The sequence below is a fragment of the Spirosoma harenae genome, from assembly GCF_054776975.1.
Window position 1 is genome coordinate 105,717 of record NZ_BAAHBD010000004.1, and the last position, 16,881, is coordinate 122,597.

Annotated in this window: 15 protein-coding genes; 9 read left to right on the forward strand and 6 right to left on the reverse strand. The window is 45.7% G+C overall.

Going from position 1 to position 16,881, the window contains the following annotated elements; translation table 11 throughout:
• Positions 1-31: 31 nt before the first annotated feature.
• The 3 genes from ACYVE4_RS02715 to ACYVE4_RS02725 all read left to right on the forward strand — a co-directional run bounded on the left by ACYVE4_RS02715 (position 32) and on the right by ACYVE4_RS02725 (position 3,153).
• The gene (locus ACYVE4_RS02715) at positions 32-1,042 is read left to right on the forward strand and encodes a 2-dehydro-3-deoxygalactonokinase (protein WP_460995370.1); all 1,011 of its coding nucleotides are present in this window, start codon (positions 32-34) and stop codon (positions 1,040-1,042) included.
• A complete protein-coding gene (locus tag ACYVE4_RS02720) occupies positions 1,039-1,695 on the forward strand; it encodes a bifunctional 4-hydroxy-2-oxoglutarate aldolase/2-dehydro-3-deoxy-phosphogluconate aldolase (RefSeq protein ID WP_460995371.1) in 657 nt (218 codons plus the stop codon). The genes ACYVE4_RS02715 and ACYVE4_RS02720 overlap by 4 nt, the downstream gene beginning before the upstream one ends.
• A gap of 159 nt (positions 1,696-1,854) precedes the next feature.
• Positions 1,855-3,153 (forward strand): MFS transporter, encoded by a 1,299-nt coding sequence (locus tag ACYVE4_RS02725; protein ID WP_460995372.1) that lies wholly within the window; start codon positions 1,855-1,857, stop codon positions 3,151-3,153.
• Positions 3,154-3,233: 80 nt separating this feature from the next.
• On the opposite strand, the gene ACYVE4_RS02730 is transcribed toward ACYVE4_RS02725, so the two are convergent.
• Both ACYVE4_RS02730 and ACYVE4_RS02735 read right to left on the reverse strand, forming a co-directional pair.
• Positions 3,234-4,829, reverse strand: coding sequence for a M28 family peptidase (locus ACYVE4_RS02730; protein WP_460995373.1), 1,596 nt, complete (start codon positions 4,827-4,829; stop codon positions 3,234-3,236).
• 56 nt (positions 4,830-4,885) lie between these two features.
• Positions 4,886-5,896 (reverse strand): lysylphosphatidylglycerol synthase transmembrane domain-containing protein, encoded by a 1,011-nt coding sequence (locus tag ACYVE4_RS02735; protein ID WP_460995374.1) that lies wholly within the window; start codon positions 5,894-5,896, stop codon positions 4,886-4,888.
• Between the two features lie 258 nt (positions 5,897-6,154).
• Between ACYVE4_RS02735 and ACYVE4_RS02740 the strand changes: the two genes are divergently transcribed.
• The 4 genes from ACYVE4_RS02740 to ACYVE4_RS02755 are packed head-to-tail and all read left to right on the forward strand — an operon-like array spanning position 6,155 to position 10,194.
• Positions 6,155-8,257, forward strand: coding sequence for a DUF7657 domain-containing protein (locus ACYVE4_RS02740; protein WP_460995375.1), 2,103 nt, complete (start codon positions 6,155-6,157; stop codon positions 8,255-8,257).
• Complete coding sequence (locus ACYVE4_RS02745; protein ID WP_460995376.1) at positions 8,257-9,012, forward strand: glycosyltransferase family 2 protein; 756 nt, start codon at positions 8,257-8,259, stop codon at positions 9,010-9,012. The genes ACYVE4_RS02740 and ACYVE4_RS02745 overlap by 1 nt, the downstream gene beginning before the upstream one ends.
• Before the next feature lies 1 nt (position 9,013).
• Positions 9,014-9,421: a DUF2304 domain-containing protein gene (locus tag ACYVE4_RS02750; RefSeq protein WP_460995377.1), complete on the forward strand. Its 408-nt coding sequence runs from the start codon at positions 9,014-9,016 to the stop codon at positions 9,419-9,421.
• 5 nt (positions 9,422-9,426) lie between these two features.
• Entirely contained in the window at positions 9,427-10,194 is a 768-nt protein-coding gene (locus tag ACYVE4_RS02755; protein WP_460995378.1) for a glycosyltransferase family 2 protein, read from the forward strand.
• Positions 10,195-10,271: 77 nt separating this feature from the next.
• Here ACYVE4_RS02755 and ACYVE4_RS02760 read toward each other — a convergent pair whose 3' ends face one another.
• Positions 10,272-11,162: an alpha-1,2-fucosyltransferase gene (locus ACYVE4_RS02760; protein ID WP_460995379.1), complete on the reverse strand. Its 891-nt coding sequence runs from the start codon at positions 11,160-11,162 to the stop codon at positions 10,272-10,274.
• Between the two features lie 34 nt (positions 11,163-11,196).
• On the opposite strand from ACYVE4_RS02760, the gene ACYVE4_RS02765 reads away from it, so the two are divergent.
• Together ACYVE4_RS02765 and ACYVE4_RS02770 are read left to right on the forward strand one after the other, a co-directional pair.
• Positions 11,197-11,970: a DUF268 domain-containing protein gene (locus tag ACYVE4_RS02765; RefSeq protein ID WP_460995380.1), complete on the forward strand. Its 774-nt coding sequence runs from the start codon at positions 11,197-11,199 to the stop codon at positions 11,968-11,970.
• Between the two features lie 11 nt (positions 11,971-11,981).
• Positions 11,982-13,220, forward strand: a complete 1,239-nt coding sequence (locus ACYVE4_RS02770) for a glycosyltransferase family 9 protein (protein ID WP_460995381.1) — start codon at positions 11,982-11,984, stop codon at positions 13,218-13,220.
• Here the strand turns inward: ACYVE4_RS02770 and ACYVE4_RS02775 are convergent.
• The 3 genes from ACYVE4_RS02775 to ACYVE4_RS02785 form a co-directional block, all read right to left on the reverse strand.
• On the reverse strand, positions 13,166-14,086 hold the full coding sequence (locus tag ACYVE4_RS02775; protein ID WP_460995382.1) for a nucleotide-diphospho-sugar transferase: 921 nt from the start codon (positions 14,084-14,086) through the stop codon (positions 13,166-13,168). The two genes, ACYVE4_RS02770 and ACYVE4_RS02775, sit on opposite strands and share 55 nt — an antisense overlap.
• A 6-nt stretch (positions 14,087-14,092) precedes the next feature.
• Positions 14,093-14,896 (reverse strand): class I SAM-dependent methyltransferase, encoded by an 804-nt coding sequence (locus tag ACYVE4_RS02780; RefSeq protein WP_460995383.1) that lies wholly within the window; start codon positions 14,894-14,896, stop codon positions 14,093-14,095.
• 71 nt (positions 14,897-14,967) lie between these two features.
• The gene (locus ACYVE4_RS02785; protein ID WP_460995384.1) at positions 14,968-16,779 is read right to left on the reverse strand and encodes a hypothetical protein; all 1,812 of its coding nucleotides are present in this window, start codon (positions 16,777-16,779) and stop codon (positions 14,968-14,970) included.
• Between the last annotated feature and the right edge of the window lie 102 nt (positions 16,780-16,881).

A 16,881-nucleotide genomic window follows, 5' to 3' on the forward strand; every position in this document is an offset into this window, starting at 1 on the left:
TTTTTTTTCATCCCAATCAGCTAATAGCCTAATGAATACTTATTTATTATGCTGTGACTGGGGTACCTCTTTTTTTCGATTGCGACTGATGCGTACATCTGACTATCAGTCTGTTGGTGAAGTATTATCTCAGGCTGGTATTGCGGGGACGTTCGGGAATTGGAAGGCGATTAATGAGACACAGCGAATTTCGCGCGACCAGTTTTTTCGCCAGCAACTGAAAGTCCAGATCGATCAACTGGCGCATAAACTGTCGATGGATCTAGCGTCGATTCCAGTCGTGATTTCGGGTATGGCGTCATCATCCATTGGTATGGAAGAGATTCCATATGCAACTCTTCCGTTCGCCATTGATGGGAGCCAGGCCAGCATTCGGCACTTTGAGTCACAGGCTAATTTTCCCCACGATATTATGCTGATTTCAGGGGTCAAAAGTCAGCAGGACGTAATGCGGGGAGAAGAAACTCAGCTTATTGGACTGATTGCCTTACTCAATCGAACGGGCGATAAACCGAAAGAAGCTATCTGCATTTTTCCCGGTACGCACTCCAAGCACATGTACATTCAGAATGATCAGCTGGTCAATTTTGATACGTACATGACGGGCGAACTGTTCGATCTGATGGCTCATCGAAGCATCCTGAAAGATTCTGTCGATACAACGCATCTCGCCGACTTTACCCGCAAGGATAGTATAGCGTTCAAACAGGGTGTAAAGCAGGCAATGTCGTCAGCGATTTTGAATAGCTTATTCACGATTCGGACGAATCAGCTGTTTAACAAACTTTCTAAAAAGCAAAATGCACTGTATTTGAGTGGCCTACTGATTGGTACTGAATTACAGCCGCTTCTGAAAAATGAGAACGCATCCCTGGTCTTATGTAGTGGTACAAAACTTTCGGGTTTCTACGAACTAGCCCTGGATGAACTGGCTCTACTGCATCGAACCATCACCATTCCAGCCGATCTGGTTGATCAGGCGGCCAGTATTGGCCAAATCATATTATTCCAGAATCAGACTGCCAAAGTAACTGCGAAATGAATCAAACGCCTTTCTCCTGGGAATTATTCACCCAAATGCCCATCGTCGGTATCATCCGAGGTTTATCCATTGACGATATTCACCAGATTCTCCCAATTTATCAGGAAGCTGGCCTGACGACTATCGAAATTACCATGAATACGGCGGGGGCAGAGCAGGTAATCCAGTATGCAAATGAGAAGTATCGGGGTAGTCTGAATGTTGGTGCTGGAACCGTCTGTACCGAAGAGGATTTGGAGAAAGCCCTGGCGGCTGGCGCTCAATTTATTGTGACGCCCATTCTGAACAAAAAAGTGATTAAATCCTGCGTGAAAAGTGGTGTTCCAATCTTTCCAGGTGCGTTTACGCCATCTGAAGTTTACAAAGCGTGGTCGCTGGGTGCTTCGATGGTGAAAGTGTTTCCGACAACAGCATTAGGGCCCGGCTACATTAAAGATTTGAAAGCACCACTTAACCAGATCAAACTGTTGCCCACGGGCGGAATTAGCCTGGGAAATTTACATCAATTCATAAATGCTGGAGCGAATGGGTTAGGAATTGGCAGTCAGCTATTCGATAAAACATTCATTGATCAGAAAAACTGGACTGGCTTAAAAGCACATTTTCAGGCCTTTGCCAGTCAATTGAAAGGTACTGGTGCTATCCTAACATAAATTTTATAAAACCTCCCCGTGTCCGTGTCCTCACAGACACCCGTGCGTCAGCAGAGATTTTCCTACCGGAAAGGTGTCTGTGAGGACACGGACACGGGAAATTTCCCCAAGCTATTCGCTAAAGTCATCATCCGTCCTTATCCTTAAACTCGTACCGTTTTGAAAATCCGTAACTATCGCTGGATCATTGTTGTGCTACTATTTCTAGCTACAACCATCAATTACCTTGACCGTCAGATTATTGGTTTATTAAAACCCATTCTGGAAGTCGAATTTGGCTGGTCTGAGACGAATTTTGCCCGGATCGTTATGGCTTTTCAGGCGGCTTATGCAGTTGGTTTGTTATTGCTCGGCTGGTTCGTCGATAGAGTGGGAACCAAGGCTGGTTATTCCATTACGATTGTCTTTTGGAGTGTGGCTGGCATGTTGCATGCTGTCGCCCGGAGTGCAGTCGGTTTTGGTATTGCCCGAGTTGGGTTAGGGTTAGGTGAAGCCGGGAATTATCCGGCGGCTGTAAAAACCGTTGCGGAATGGTTTCCTAAAAAGGAGAGAGCTTTAGCCACGGGCCTTTTCAATGCCGGAACCAGTGTTGGTGTAGTCGCTGCTTTGCTCATTGTTCCCTGGATTTTAAGCAATTATGGTTGGCAGGAAGTATTCTGGATAACGGGCGCCTTAGGTTTCGTTTGGCTGATTTTCTGGATTATTTTTTACGATGTTCCGGCAAAACAAGAACGATTAACCACCGAAGAATATAACTACATCACGAGCGGTCAAGAGGCAGAACCAGAAGCAAAGACGTCGGTAAAATGGGGGAGTTTGTTTGCCTTACCGCAAACCTGGGCACTGATTACGGGCAAAGGACTAATCGACCCGATTTACTGGTTCTTTTTGTTTTGGTTACCATCCTATTTCTCATCGATGTTCAAGCTGGATTTGAAGAAACCGAGCGTAGAGCTGATGTTGGTTTATTTGGCTACTACGGCTGGTAGCATTGGCGGTGGTTATTTATCTTCCTGGCTCATCAAAAAAGGCTGGCCAACGCTGAAAGCGCGCAAAACGGTCTTGTTTGCCTTTGCGATTATTGAATTATCTGTAATTCTGATTCAATTTGTTACAGACGTTTGGGTGGCAGTTGGACTAATTAGTTTGGCCGTAGCGGTTCACCAGGCCTGGGCTACCAATGTCTTTACGATGGCATCGGATTTATTCCCGAAACAGGCCGTCAGTTCAGCTGCGGGTATTGCCGGTATGGCCGGTGCCGTTGGTGGTATCTTTTTCCCGATGCTCGTCGGTAGTTTGCTTGATTCGTATAAGGCGGCTGGAAATCTGGGCGGAGGCTATAACATTCTATTCACCATCTGCGGATTCACCTACCTTACTGCCTGGGCTATTATTCACCTGCTAACAAGAAACATTCGCCGAGAAGACGCGGATAGGCTGGTTAGCAGAGCTGATTAGCGTTCACGTCAGGTGTAATCATCGAAAAGCCCGGTTAATCATGTATGCGATTAGCCGGGCTTTTCGATAATTACGTTTACTTACTGCTTGTGGCTATCAACTACTAATTTTTGATCTCGGTTGGCGATATCCCAGGCGGTGTAGAAGACTAAACGGGCAGATTTTTCGGCTAATTTGAAATCGATCTTTTCAATATCATCCGTTGGTTTGTGGTAATCCGCATGGAGACCGTTGAAATAGAAGATAATGGGAATCTGGTGTTTAGCGAAGTTGTAATGGTCGGAGCGGTAGTAAATACGTTGTGGGTCCTGCGGATCATTGTATTTGTAATCCAGCTCCATATTGATGTATTTCTTGTTCGTTTCTTCGCTGATTTTGTGTAATTCTGACGACAGTTTGTCCGAACCAATCACATAAATGTAATTGTCTGATTTCCCTTGGTGCAGATCGTCTACGCGACCCACCATGTCGATGTTCAGATCAGCTACCGTTTTGTCGAGAGGAATTACGGGATTCATGTCTGCGTAATACTGCGAGCCTAAAAGACCCTTCTCTTCGCCCGATACGGTCAGAAACAGGATGGATCGACGAGGGCCTTTTCCAGCCGCTTTCGCTTTGGCAAACGCCTGGGCAATTTCCAACACCGAAACCGTTCCCGAACCGTCGTCGTTGGCACCGTTGTTAATCTGACCGTCGGGGCTAATACCAATGTGGTCGTAATGCGATGAAATGACTAAAACTTCATCTTTTTTGTCAGTGCCTTCCAGGAAACCCAGCACATTCGACGACTGCGTTTTTTCTTCTATCCGATCCGCTTTAAGACTTACTTTTCCCGCCAGTAATGAAGCTTCGGGTTTTGCTGATTTCGCTAATTGTTCTTTTGTCTGGGTAATCGTAGCTGCCGATGTGTTCAAAAGGCTGGCGGCCATATCCGCTGTAATCAGCAGTACACCAACGGAGCCTACATTTTCAGTACCGGGCTTTAGCATCAGTCGATTCATTCGCGCCTGTAAAGCACCACGCTGAGCGAGCAACTGCTTAAACGCATCTGCCGATTCAGCTGAAACGATAAACACTTGCGCGGCACCTTTTTCTTTGGCTAACGTACTTTTCGCGCGCCAGCCATTCGGTCCTCCCCATTTCGAAGCTTCGCTACTGCCGCTTACCAATTTTTTGCCGTCAGCTGTTGCGGGCTCGTCATCCAACATGACAACGGCTTTGCCTTTTACGTCGCGCCCTGCATAATCATCATAATTCGACTCGCCAATGCCGTATCCGACAAATATCGTTTCGTACGACGTTTCGGCAGGTACGTAAAAAAGGCCATTCGGCATGAAGTCTTTCTGCGCTTCAAAGCGTTTACCTCCCGCATTGACGTAGAAATCACCCCAGGTTTTTCGATATAGTGTAAATACCTGTTGATAGGCTTCTTTGCCGTCATCTGTTTTGACAATTGGTTTTAATCCTTCTGCTGCAAACTGATTCGCGATGTATTCAGCTGCTTTACGTTGTCCTCGAGTTCCGGTTTCGCGGCCTTCCATATCGTCAGCGGCCAGCACACGAAGGTTTTTTTCAAGATCAGATGCCGTAATGGTATTGGCGAATTTGTCCTGTGCCATGCCTGCATACGGAAGCGTAAACAAGCCAGCGGCCAGTAAGAGTTGATGAGATGTCATTCAGTGGTTTTGGTTAATCGTTTCAACTAGCTAAGCTACAACAGAATAGGATAAACTTATACGTCTGTCGCTGACTTTTGAACGGTTATAGGCTTGCGGGTAACTAGTAAAGAAGCAATCAGGAAGCCAATACTGCTGATGAGCAGATTGAAAAAAAAGCCTACAGCATGTAGAAATGTAGCCAGTACGGTTGCATTATGTATTGAGAAACCATAGAGCGTCAATACTCGACTAACGAGCAGGTGATAACTGCCAATGCCTCCCTGAGTGGGTATAAGCACACCGGCGACTAAAGAAACTGTTTCGATAGTTAATACGGATAAGATCGGTAGTTCGCGCGTACTTTCGAGGGACATCATGAGCGAATACGTCATTAGCCAGGCCATCACCTGATTTAGAACAGTCAGGAATATAAATAGTGCAGGATTCGGTAATTTCTTTAGCGATAATAATCCCTGACGTAGCCCCCTGATAAAGCCAATAACTTTCTGAATAAAAGGATGCTGCCATCTGGGTGCCGACCAATCCGTACGCATAAAAAACCAGTAGATCAGACCAGCAGCCAATACACCTACACTAAGCAGTATCCACCCGAGTCCTGAAGGTACATTGAGCGCGTAGCCACTGAAATACGTTTGCAGACGTACATATTCGAGCGTAAAGGTCAATAAACAGACTCCAATCAGGACAAAGAAATCGAGAACACGTTCGGCAAGCACAGCACCTACCGCATGGGAGAAAGCAATACCATCTGTACGTTGTAAGGTAGCGCAGCGAGTTAGTTCACCCGATCCCGGAACAATCATTCCGGCGATAGTACCGGCCAGCAGGGCAATGGTTACGCGGAACGTCGTTGGGTGATACCCTAAAGCCAATAATGGTTGGGTGGAGCGCATACCGCGCACAAAGAAGGTAAGCGTCGTTAGGAATCCCGTTAGTAGAATCCACCAGTAGTCGGCTTGTTTGAACTGAGTTCCAATGTCTTCAAACGATATTCCTTTAAGAACATAAGCCAGTAAAATCAGCCCTAATAGTAGCGGAAGAATTCGCTTCAAAAGATGCATCATGGGAAGTATCAAGCGATCAAATTTAGAAAAAATGATGGCTCGGAAGGTAGCCTAGCAATAACCGGTCCTAAAAGTTAAACGAGAGCCAAATTTTCGGCCCGGTTTTTGTCAAGAGCCACATACGAGTTGACTTTAACGTATCGTTATCTGACAACTCTTGTTTGGACCAGATAGGGGATATCCCTAATTTTGATTGATTCCTAGTGCTTCTATAACCCATATATCCATTTCTTGCTGGCAGCTATCTGCCTGTATTTTATGTCAAAGTCGAGCAAAAAGCGTCCTGCTTCACCCGTAGCTAAACCGAAAGTTCCTACGACGGATGTCTTGGAGCCATCTCCTCAGAAGGTGTCTCAGCAGCGACCTGAGTCCACTGCGCCTACCGAGTCACGCCAGGAAGCAGGTTCTTCAGAAAGAGGTTTTGAACTGATCCGATTCGACCGGCCAACTAAATTATATATCGGGATTGTAGCGGGTCTTTTTATAGTACTATCTCTTTTAAAAATTCATACCCTATCCGTTGCCATCTGGAATCAGCTTATTCCGGACGGATCGGACCTGAAACGAGGAATTATAGCAGGTACGCCCCGGCAAATCCGAATGGATGAATACGCGGTTTGGGTCCCGAACACGCTGTCGAACATTAACAAAGGCTATCCAGTTGCCAACGAAACACTTGGCGGAGAAAATATCGCTTTGTTAGGCGCTCCCGCGAAGCATGCCTTAATGATTTTTAAGCCTTTCCTCTGGGGCCATTTCTTTTTAGGGCCTGAACAGGCTATTGCGTGGCAATCGAATTTCTGCTATTTCTCCGTTTTGCTCCTGTCGTTTCTCTTATTCATGCTGCTGACAGGCAATAACTTTTTACTATCCGTTTTCGGAAGCGTATGGCTCTATTTATCATCCGCATCGCAGTTCTGGAACGGCGGCTGTGATACGGCAATCGGGATGTTCTCGCTCTTATTTGTGAGTGGGGCTTATATCTTGTTCGGCAAGCAAAAAATAATTGGTACAATCGGTTGGGGGTTATTATTAGCCTGGGCATTATTTAGCTCGGCGATTCTGGTATATCCGCCCTATCAGGTTCCGCTGGGCTACACATTTCTAATTCTGTTTGTCACCTATTGCTTGCGGAACAAATCGCAGTTTACGTTCACTGCCAGGCAATTAACGTCGGTTGGAATCGGAGCAGGCGCTGTCGTTTTGGTTGGAGCACTTTTCTACACATCCTACCAAGATTTGAAGCCTACAATTGACGCGATGATGCACACAGTATACCCAGGCCGTCGGTCAGAATCGGGGGGGACAGGCTTCATTGCAAACTGGTTTTCCGATTATTATTCGTGGCTGATTTCGCCTGATAAGTATCCGAAAAGCTGGCTGAATATCTGTGAGTTATCGCACTATTTGACCTTCACGCCAATCATCGCGGGGAGCTTGCTAGTCTATTTTATTGCCAAACGCCGTGTTGACTGGATGCTGGCCTTGCTGTCCCTCTGGATTCTGGCGCAGTTTTCCTGGATTGAATATGGTTGGCCAAAATGGCTGGCTGAAGGAACGCTGATGAGCATGAGTCCTACACGACGTACGCAAGTGCCGATGGGAATTGCGGAGGTGATGTTGGCGATTATTTATCTCGCTTACCTGCATCAGAATAAGTTACTGACAGGATTCCCGGCCAAAGCATTAGGCGTAGCAGTTGTACTTGGCTACGTTACTTATACGGCCTATGTCAATCTAAACGACTCTGATGGCTTATTCAAATCCTATCAGATGTTTATGCCCGTCGTCTTTTTCACCGGTATAAACGCGTTGTTGCTGATGAATCTAGACATTAAATATAGGGATGCCATTTTCGCCGGAGCGATTACTCTGTTTTTGTTGCCTAATCTAAAGTTCAATCCCGTAGAAGTTGGACTGGCCCCAATCACCGAACACGCGCTTTACAAGACGGTTCAGGACATCGACAAACGTGACCCGAATAAGCGATGGGTTGTTTTTGGTAGTCAGTATATATCTTATCTGGTAACGGCTACCGGAGTTAATCTACTCTCGGGCGTGAAAACGTTACCGGCTCGAAATATCATGAAAGTTCTTGATCCGGTGGCGAAACGAGATTCTGCCTACAATCGCTATGCCCATACAGTGTATCAAACCTACATCGACGGAAAAGATAGTGTTGTTATCCAGCAGAATTTCGAGGATGGCTATGTTGTGGCAATGGACCCGTGCTCTCCTCGATTTAAGAAACTGGACGTAAAATACCTGATCTTTGACCGGGAGCCGCAAGCTGTTGAAGTTCGCTGTGCCAAATTGATTAATAATATGGGTTCAATTCGAATTTACGAACGCACCGACTAATGACACGATCAACACAAAAACGCATTCTGGTCATTATTCCCTGCTATAACGAGGAAGCGTCTATTACGTCGGTAGTAGCGGATATTCGTCGGGTTAAAAACCGGTATGAATTGCCGCTGGATGTATTGGTCGTTAATGACTGCTCAACGGATGGAACGCTGGCTTGCCTTAAGCAAATAGATGATTGTCAGTATCTTAATCTGCCAATTAATTTAGGGATTGGGGGGGCTATGCAGGCCGGATATCGGTATGCGTATCGGAATAATTACGACATTGCCATACAAATGGATGGAGATGGCCAACATCCTGCTGACGAATTAGTTAAGATACTGGAACCTCTATTCGCTGATGAAGCGGATGTAGTGATTGGCTCACGATTTATTGAAAAATCTGGTTTTCAATCTACAGCTATTCGACGAATCGGTATCAATTATTTCCGTCGACTGAATCGCTGGTTAATTGGTCAGACGGTTTACGATAGTACGTCGGGTTATCGGGCATTTAATCGTAAGACACTGTGCCTTGTCGATCAGTATTATCCCGATGAATATCCTGAACCAGAAGCGATTGTACAATTTGGATTGAATCAATTACGTATTAAGGAGGTACCTGTGCAGATGAAGGAGCGGCAGGGAGGTGTTTCGTCCATTGGATCGACCCAGGCGCTCTATTACATGCTGAAAGTGACGCTGGGAATACTGTTCGTCTATATTCGGCTGCGGGGTCGAAAAGACCCAAGCCCTATCCCTTGTTAATATGGAATCCATTCCGTTTACCATCCAGATTATCAGCATCATCGGCGCGACGTTGTTCATGCTGACGATCTTCCGGCTTATTATCCGGGGACGGCTGCGTGAAGAATACTCGATTATATGGATACTCTGCACGTTCGTGCTGATTCTGTTTTCGGTCTGGCGACATGGGTTAGAGCAGATTTCGGCCATGTTGGGCGTGTTTTACCCGCCTTCGCTGGTCTTTATGGCTGCTTTGTTTGCCATATTAGTCTTTCTGGTTCACTTATCCGTGGTTATCTCCAAATTGCAGAATCAGATTCGGGATCTTACGCAGGAGATGGCATACATGCGGAAAGACCTTGAAAAACTCAAAGCGGAGGCTAAACCGGTCGATCAACCGGATTCTGTTCCTTCTGAACCTGTTTTGTAATTCGCATGGAACTTCCGGCGATAACGGTTATTACTCCTTCCTACAATCAGGGCCAATTCATTCAGCAAACAGTTGAGTCGGTTTTATCCCAGCACTATCCAAAGCTGGAATATATCGTCATGGACGGTGGCTCAACCGATCAAACCTTGGCTGTGCTGGAAGCTTATAAGAAAGACATCACTATAATTTCAGAAAAAGATCGCGGACAAACCGATGCCATCAATAAAGGACTGCATCGAGCCAAAGGCGATATTATCTGCTGGTTAAATTCCGACGATTATTTCCTGCCCGGAGCTTTACATTTAGTAGGTAAATATTTTGCTGATCATCCAGATGAGCAGTGGTTAACAGCTGATTGTTTGATTGTTGATGAGGCCGGAAAGCAGATACAAAAACCGATTCAACAGTACAAAAAGACATTACGAGGGCTTTCGGTAAATGCTTATTTAGGAGTAACTAACGCAATCTGTCAACCATCAACTTTCTGGCGACGGGCAGTTCATGATCGGATTGGTTATTTAGATGAATCGTTGCACTATACAATGGACTATGATTTCTGGTTGCGGTTAGCTCAGGATAGTATACCAGCTATCCTAAATGAGCCCGTTTCCGCTTTCCGAATTCACAGTCAATCGAAAGGGGGAGCGAGATATGTTGAACAATTTCTAGAAGATGAAAATACCCTTCGTCGGCACATGCGTTCGTCGTCGGTGCAGTGGCTTCATCGGCAACATAATCAGCTCATTGTAGGTATCTATAGGTTGCTTAAATAGCTAAGAGAAGCATAAAATACTCTTCTTCGTCAGAATGACAAAAATGGTTTTTCGGGAAAAGCTTACCGATCTCAGTTTTACTTCCACAATCCTGTCCAGCGTAGTGTACGAATGCCTAATTTGATGGTTTCAAAGAATAAGGCGTATACTGGGTAAGACAGCGCATATGCCATTGCTTTTAGCTGTGGATTTACGTCAGGTAAAGGGAGTATAGTAAAGCCGGATGCATACAAATCGCGGGCGTAATGTTGCGGTCGGGGTGATACGGCGGGGCCAAACCAATAAGGCGGACAATAAACGGTTTTAGCTGGATTAGGATTCAGCCAGGCGCCCCACCAACTGAAACTGCTGTTCGATATGATGTGATGGGTACATTGGCTCATCAGAAAAAGGTCGATGATGTCTTTTTCGCCTTCGATAAAGTGAAATTGGTCGCCAGTAAATTGACCTTGGCACCAGGCAATATCGTCGGAGAAAACGAGAAACGTTGTGTCACTTGGAAATTGACGAATCGCGTGCTGATAATACGCAAGCGGTTGAGGAGGAAAAGCGGCTCGCTGCCGAACATAGTCACCCCGGCGTACGTGTAAACTACAAGTCGTACCGGAAAGAAGATGGCTGTATTTTTCGCGTAAATAGGTGTTGACGTCGGGCGAAGGTTTAAAGAAGTGCCGCACCTGCGATTCGGCTTCTTTGAAAAAAGATTCGCTTTGAAACGAACCTCTTAAGTCCCAGTTGCCAGTTGGTAGATCGACTGGATTATAGGAGAAACGAGGTTGGTCGTAAATTTGTAGATTAGATACTGTGCCAGTCGGTAAGGGGTTCGCGAAGTAGGTTGAATAAGACCAAGGAGGGAAAACGAAAGGTTGATTGTTTCGATGGGCTATTCCAATGGTGGATGCTATGCAAAACAATTGGTTTCCCAGGCGGCCCCACGGTAACGTACCTAACTGACTGAACGTAATCATATTGAAAGAAACTGACTGTGATCAGTCGTAAACTATGCTGAACAAAATTAATCGTTTACTGTCGCAAAAGTTACGCGACGCCGGACATAGTGTTCAGGGAACCTCTTCGTTCCTTCGAGACCTGAATCAGATTCGCAGCCAAGTCGATAAGCAGCCTGATTTTCCTATTATTGATTATTATCCGGTGCTAAGCGATCGGTACGTTGAAAGCGGACAGCTAACGCATCATTATTTTGATCAGGATTTGATCATCGCTCAACGCATATTTAAAAATGCTCCCAAACAGCATGTCGATATTGGCTCGCGTATCGACGGATTTGTGGCCCATGTAGCGTCTTTCCGACCCATTGAGCTATTTGATATACGTCCGTTAACCCGCCCTATCCCGAATGTTACCTTTCGGCAAGTCGATTTCATGCACTTACCGGATGAACTGATCGAATACACCGATTCAATCAGTTCGCTACACGTAATCGAGCATTTCGGCCTGGGTCGTTATGGTGACCCGATTGACGTTCAGGGTCATTTGAAAGCATTAGATAATATTTATCGCGTTTTAAAACCCGGCGGACGTTTCTACTTCTCCGTACCCGTCAGTACCAAACAGGGAATTGTGTTTAATGCTCATCGGGTGTTTCGGGTGGATTATCTAGTGAAAATGCTGAGTGAACGCTATTCGATTGATCAGTTCTGGCTGATTGATGATAAAGATAACGTGCATTACGACCTCGATTATTATTCGCCGGAGGCCGCGCAAAGTTTTGGGTGCAGTTTTGGCTGTGGAATGTTTGAACTGAGAAAAAAATAAATCTCTGACGAGTGGATCTGAAGCGAGCAATACGACTTCTCAAAACCTCACCAATACTGCAACCGGTGTTGTTAGCGATTGATGGAGTGCTCTGGCTAGTAGATACATTAGTCATCTGGTCAACACGTCGGCAGAAAACAGAAAAGCCTACCTTATTACTTCTCAAACTCGATTCGCTTGGGGATTATTTATTAGTTCGGAACTACATTCGTTTACTGAAAAAACATCCAGTTTATCAGCATTATTCGTTTTGTCTGGCTGGCAACATCGCCTTTCGAGACATGGCCGAGTTTGCTGATACTGACCTGTTTGATTCAACGATCTGGATTGATATTTACAAACTCTCAACCCGCCCTTTCTATCGTTTCGCGATTGGTCGAGAATTGCGAAAACAATCGTTTAGCATATCTATCAATCCAACCTATAGTCGCGTATTGGTACTTGATGATTTTATGACGCGGGTTGCCGGAGCGACTACCCGCATGGGCTGCGAAACGGATTTGGCTAATTGTAGCCGGATTGAAGCCAGTTGGGGAAATACTTATTTTACACAATTATTTCATTCAGTAAAGGAAATTGTCTTTGAAGCGGAACGTAATCGGCAACTCTTCAGTCAGATTCTCGGTGAAACCTTACCATTGCTTCCGCTTAATTTACCCGCTGCCCCAAAGCTTCGTATCGAATTACCGAATTCATTCGTGGTCATTTCTCCCGGTGCAGGCGCTCCTGACAAAATATGGCCGATGGAGCGGTTTGCCGAAAGCCTGATCTGGCTTAATTCATTGCGTCCCAAATTAGCAATTGTTGTAACAGGTACAAAGGGTGAAATACCTCTCTATGACGAGCTTAGGCAACACGTTCCAGACTATATTTCAATGCTATCGCTGATGGGAAAATTGTCGCAGCCTGAATTAGTGGGTGTCGTGAAAAAGGCAACGCTAGTTCTGGCAAACGACTCTGGTATTGTTCACATAGCTGCTGCCGTGGGAACGCCCTGTTTGTCGCTTTCAGCGGGAAAGGCAATCGTTCGCTGGCATCCGTATCCGAAGGAAATCGCTTCCCATGTACGGCACATTTATCCCGAATTTTTCGACCAATGGGAAGGCCGTTTTACGGAGCTGGCTCCCTCGGTTGTAGCAACAGCACCCGTAGAGATTCAACGTTTGGATGTACAGCGAGTAAATGACGCTATACGTCAGGCATTAATCGATTTTGATGTACTTGCTAATAAGCCTTTGAGCGAGAAGTAAATCGATTCGACGGCCTTCATGTACCAGGGCTGACGGTGAATATGAGTAGCATCGTACCAATCGGCTTCTGTATCAATTTTCACCTCTTTCGGGTGAACCAGAAAATCAATAGAGCCTACAGTCATATCGGCCAGCCAGCCGGGGGCGCGGACGGTATGCGTAGCGCCTAGACCAAAACCAATGTTTTGAATCAGACTCACGCGTGGAATTATTGAGAGACCGTCCCAGCGTCGTATCGCTACGAGCCATTGCGTATCCCAGGTATCTAATCGACCAGCTATAATTTCTTTCAAAAACCAGCGAAGTCGCTCGTTGAAATAAGGGGCTGTTAAGGAAACATGCTTGGCGTTTTCGCTTGGGTTAACGTCATATTTCTGCCAGGCTCGTCGCCAGGTAGCCCAACCCCAGATAGGTGCAAATCCTGAAAAATAGTAAGAAACTGTTTCGGCGGCATGGCGCTTTGCCTGAAACGTTACCCCGCCAATATGCATTACATGGGAATCGTTCCGGTATTTGGCAAGCAGTTCGGTACAGAACGAAAAAAAGGTGGGATCAGGCAAACAATCATCTTCCAGAATGATCCCTTCTTCGACATGCTGAAAAAACCAGTTGATGGCTGAAGATACCGCTCGTTTACAACCCAGATTTTGCTCTCGAAACAACGTTTTTACCGTACATGGCCAATCAACATTAGCTACGATGGAACGTGCTTGTGCACAACGGCTTGCATCGTCTGGGCGATTCGGACGAGGGCCGTCGGCAGCAATAAACAACTGCGTTGGACGAGCTTTTCGAATTTGCTGGAAAACGAGTTCGGTTGTGTCAGGCCGATTAAAAATAACGAACAGGACAGGTGCTACGTTCATAATTAATTAACCCTCTTTCGATTCAGAAATGAACACATCTGTCTGAGCACGTTTCTCTAATAACTCCGCATCGGATATTGTGCGACTTTTCAGGAAAAGCCGAAGCACCGATGATAGCCCAAATCGGCCAGCCGCTACTAATAATGGAAAGATGAAAGAGGGTAATTTTTTGCGCGTAAACAGGTGATAGTTAAGTAGATTATAGTAGTGCAAGCCAACCTGCTTCCCTAAATAAGCCAGCGTTTCCGGGCGATACAGAGCAATATGCTGCCCATGATGCGGAGCATAATACCACCAATCCTGAATCTTTGGAGCTGGTTTGGGGCAGGGCTGCGTCGTGAAAAATAGATTATCGGAATACGCCATGATTTTGGCTAAATCCCTGGCTGGATACTCGAAATGCTCAAAGCATTCGAAAGCTGTCGCCATTTCATATCGGCCGGGCGCTGCATCAAATCCTTTGGCTAACAAGTTCGGTGCATACGGGTCGGTACTGTAAAAATCAAAACCCGCATCGCGCATAAAACGGGCTAGAAGACCATACCCGCCAGCGTAATCAACAAATTTCCCGTTTCTGTCAAAGAGAAAAAACGCAACAGCAATTGCGGATTTCCCTAAAATATGATTGCGCTGTAGCGTACCCGTATCGGTTGATGTAAAGGCACTCTGATAAGCTTCGCTCAACCAGTAAGGCGATTCGGTCTGCACAAGTTTACAGGTTGGACATTCAAAATAGCTTACCTCGTATTTGTTCAGAACGGTTGCCCTAAACAGTTCGGTGGCTTCGCTTGTGCAGATACGGCAGTTCATGATCGTACGTAAAGCAATGGGTTATACGGTATTTACGCAGTACGTATTCAAAAATAGGGCCAGCTTTTGAGCTAGGTATCCAATGTAATAGCTAGTGGCTGACAAGCTGTTTGATCGCCACTCGTTACATAAAGCCAGAGTTGGTATCGGCCAGGTTTTAAACTCTTCTTGTTCAGAACGCACGAAAAGCCGGGTTGCGTGTACTGGCGACCCAGTGTGTAGTCGCCACGATCATCCCAGGTGTGTTTGTAGGTATCAACACCATACGCAGCAGTTGCTGATCTGGCAATCAATTGGACAGTGAGATTCCGTGGCGTTTCATTGTTTAGCTGCGCCCAGGCCCGATAAATGACTAGAAAATCGCCCGAGTTGTAGGGTTTTACGTCCGAAGTAATGTTGGTTGATGTTACCAGCTTTGCTAAATCGAAAGGATAGGTTTTGCTTTGAAGATCGCTGAAAGTAAGTTTTGGTACCTGATAAAAGCCTTTTTTAATGGCATCGTTAAAAAGGGAACCAGCAATCTCCTGATTTCCCCAATGCAAAGACACATTCTTCGGGTTTTCCTGATAAAGCGCGCTGTTGTATCGCATTTGCCGGGTTCGGTCTTCGATTCGACGTCGATTGCCCTGATTGTTAGCTGATACATAAAAGAAAATGCTGATAAGGATATAAATCCCCGCAACACCCAGCCGAAAATAGCGCTGGGTGATGGTTTCGATGGCTAATACGGCCTGCGTAGCAAAAACCATAACGGCGACAATGCCGTAACGGGGCGTAAATGCCTGTTCGACACCCATTCCAGAACGCGAAGCCATCAACGATAGACAGGTAAGATAAAGAAAAGCGATCCAGCCAAGTAAGGGCAAATGCTGGATAAGCTTTTTCTGATAAACGAGATATCCAACCAACCCCAGCGTCACCAACAGAGAGAAAAGGCCGAATAACAAAGCTAACTTTTGTCTGCCAGGGCCTATCTGCGAGCCAATGAGCGTGAAAAAATAAGCAATAGCCCGGCCTGTATGATTCACTAATGAATCGACGATATCGGGGTGATACGGGGGCCGTATGTAATTCAGGAAGTAAAGGCCAATGCTTACTGCCGCAATAAGAACCCATACAGCCAGCTTTTGATACGATTTGAGTAAAAGTAGTATACCTGCACCGGCTATAAACGTGAACAGACCGTTTCCGCTCGTGTATGTAGCGGCTACAGCGGCAACACACGCCCAGGCAAAAGCCGTCCGATTCGATTTGCATAGACTATACAAACTGAACATAGCAAATGGAATCACATACAAATTCTGCAAAGCCGCCATGCTCCAGGTCGATAATTCCCAGTATTGAAAGGAGAACAAGGAGTAGGCAACGGGGATGAGATATAAAAGTCTTTGCTGTAGCGGTAAAGTTCTAAAAACAACCTTTAGAAATAAATAGGCAATCAGTAAAGGAGCCAGGTTTCCAATCAGAATTAAGTGTCTGAAATTCAATTGCCCAAACAGACCATAATCTGCCAGGAAAATGAGCCGGTCAAAAACGATGCGATGCTCATTGTACTGCGAAAAAATCAGTTTTAACTTATCCCAAGCTCCTAATCCGTTGAAGGCATAATCGGAAATGAACGCGAGTGCGCTGTTCAGATCATCCTCGTATGGGAAATTAAAGGCATTCGTATAAATAGTAGCGTAATAAATAATGACCGGAATTAGCAGGATGATACGTAAGATAACGTATTGAAAAACAGCAATTCCTGATGATTTCGTTGCGAATGAAGAATTTTGTTGAATAGTGGCTGAATGCGAGGCTGACCGAGCTTCGTAACTAGCGCTTTTGGCAGGAAATAGGCGTTGGAAAATAAACGGGAATGCGGCCGTAACAAGTGCCATTGGGCAGTTTCTTCGAAAGTTGAGGTGTAAGTATAGCGCATTATTCACGATTAGACAAGGAGCGTACTGACAGGACTCGCTATACAATTGCCTTATAGATAC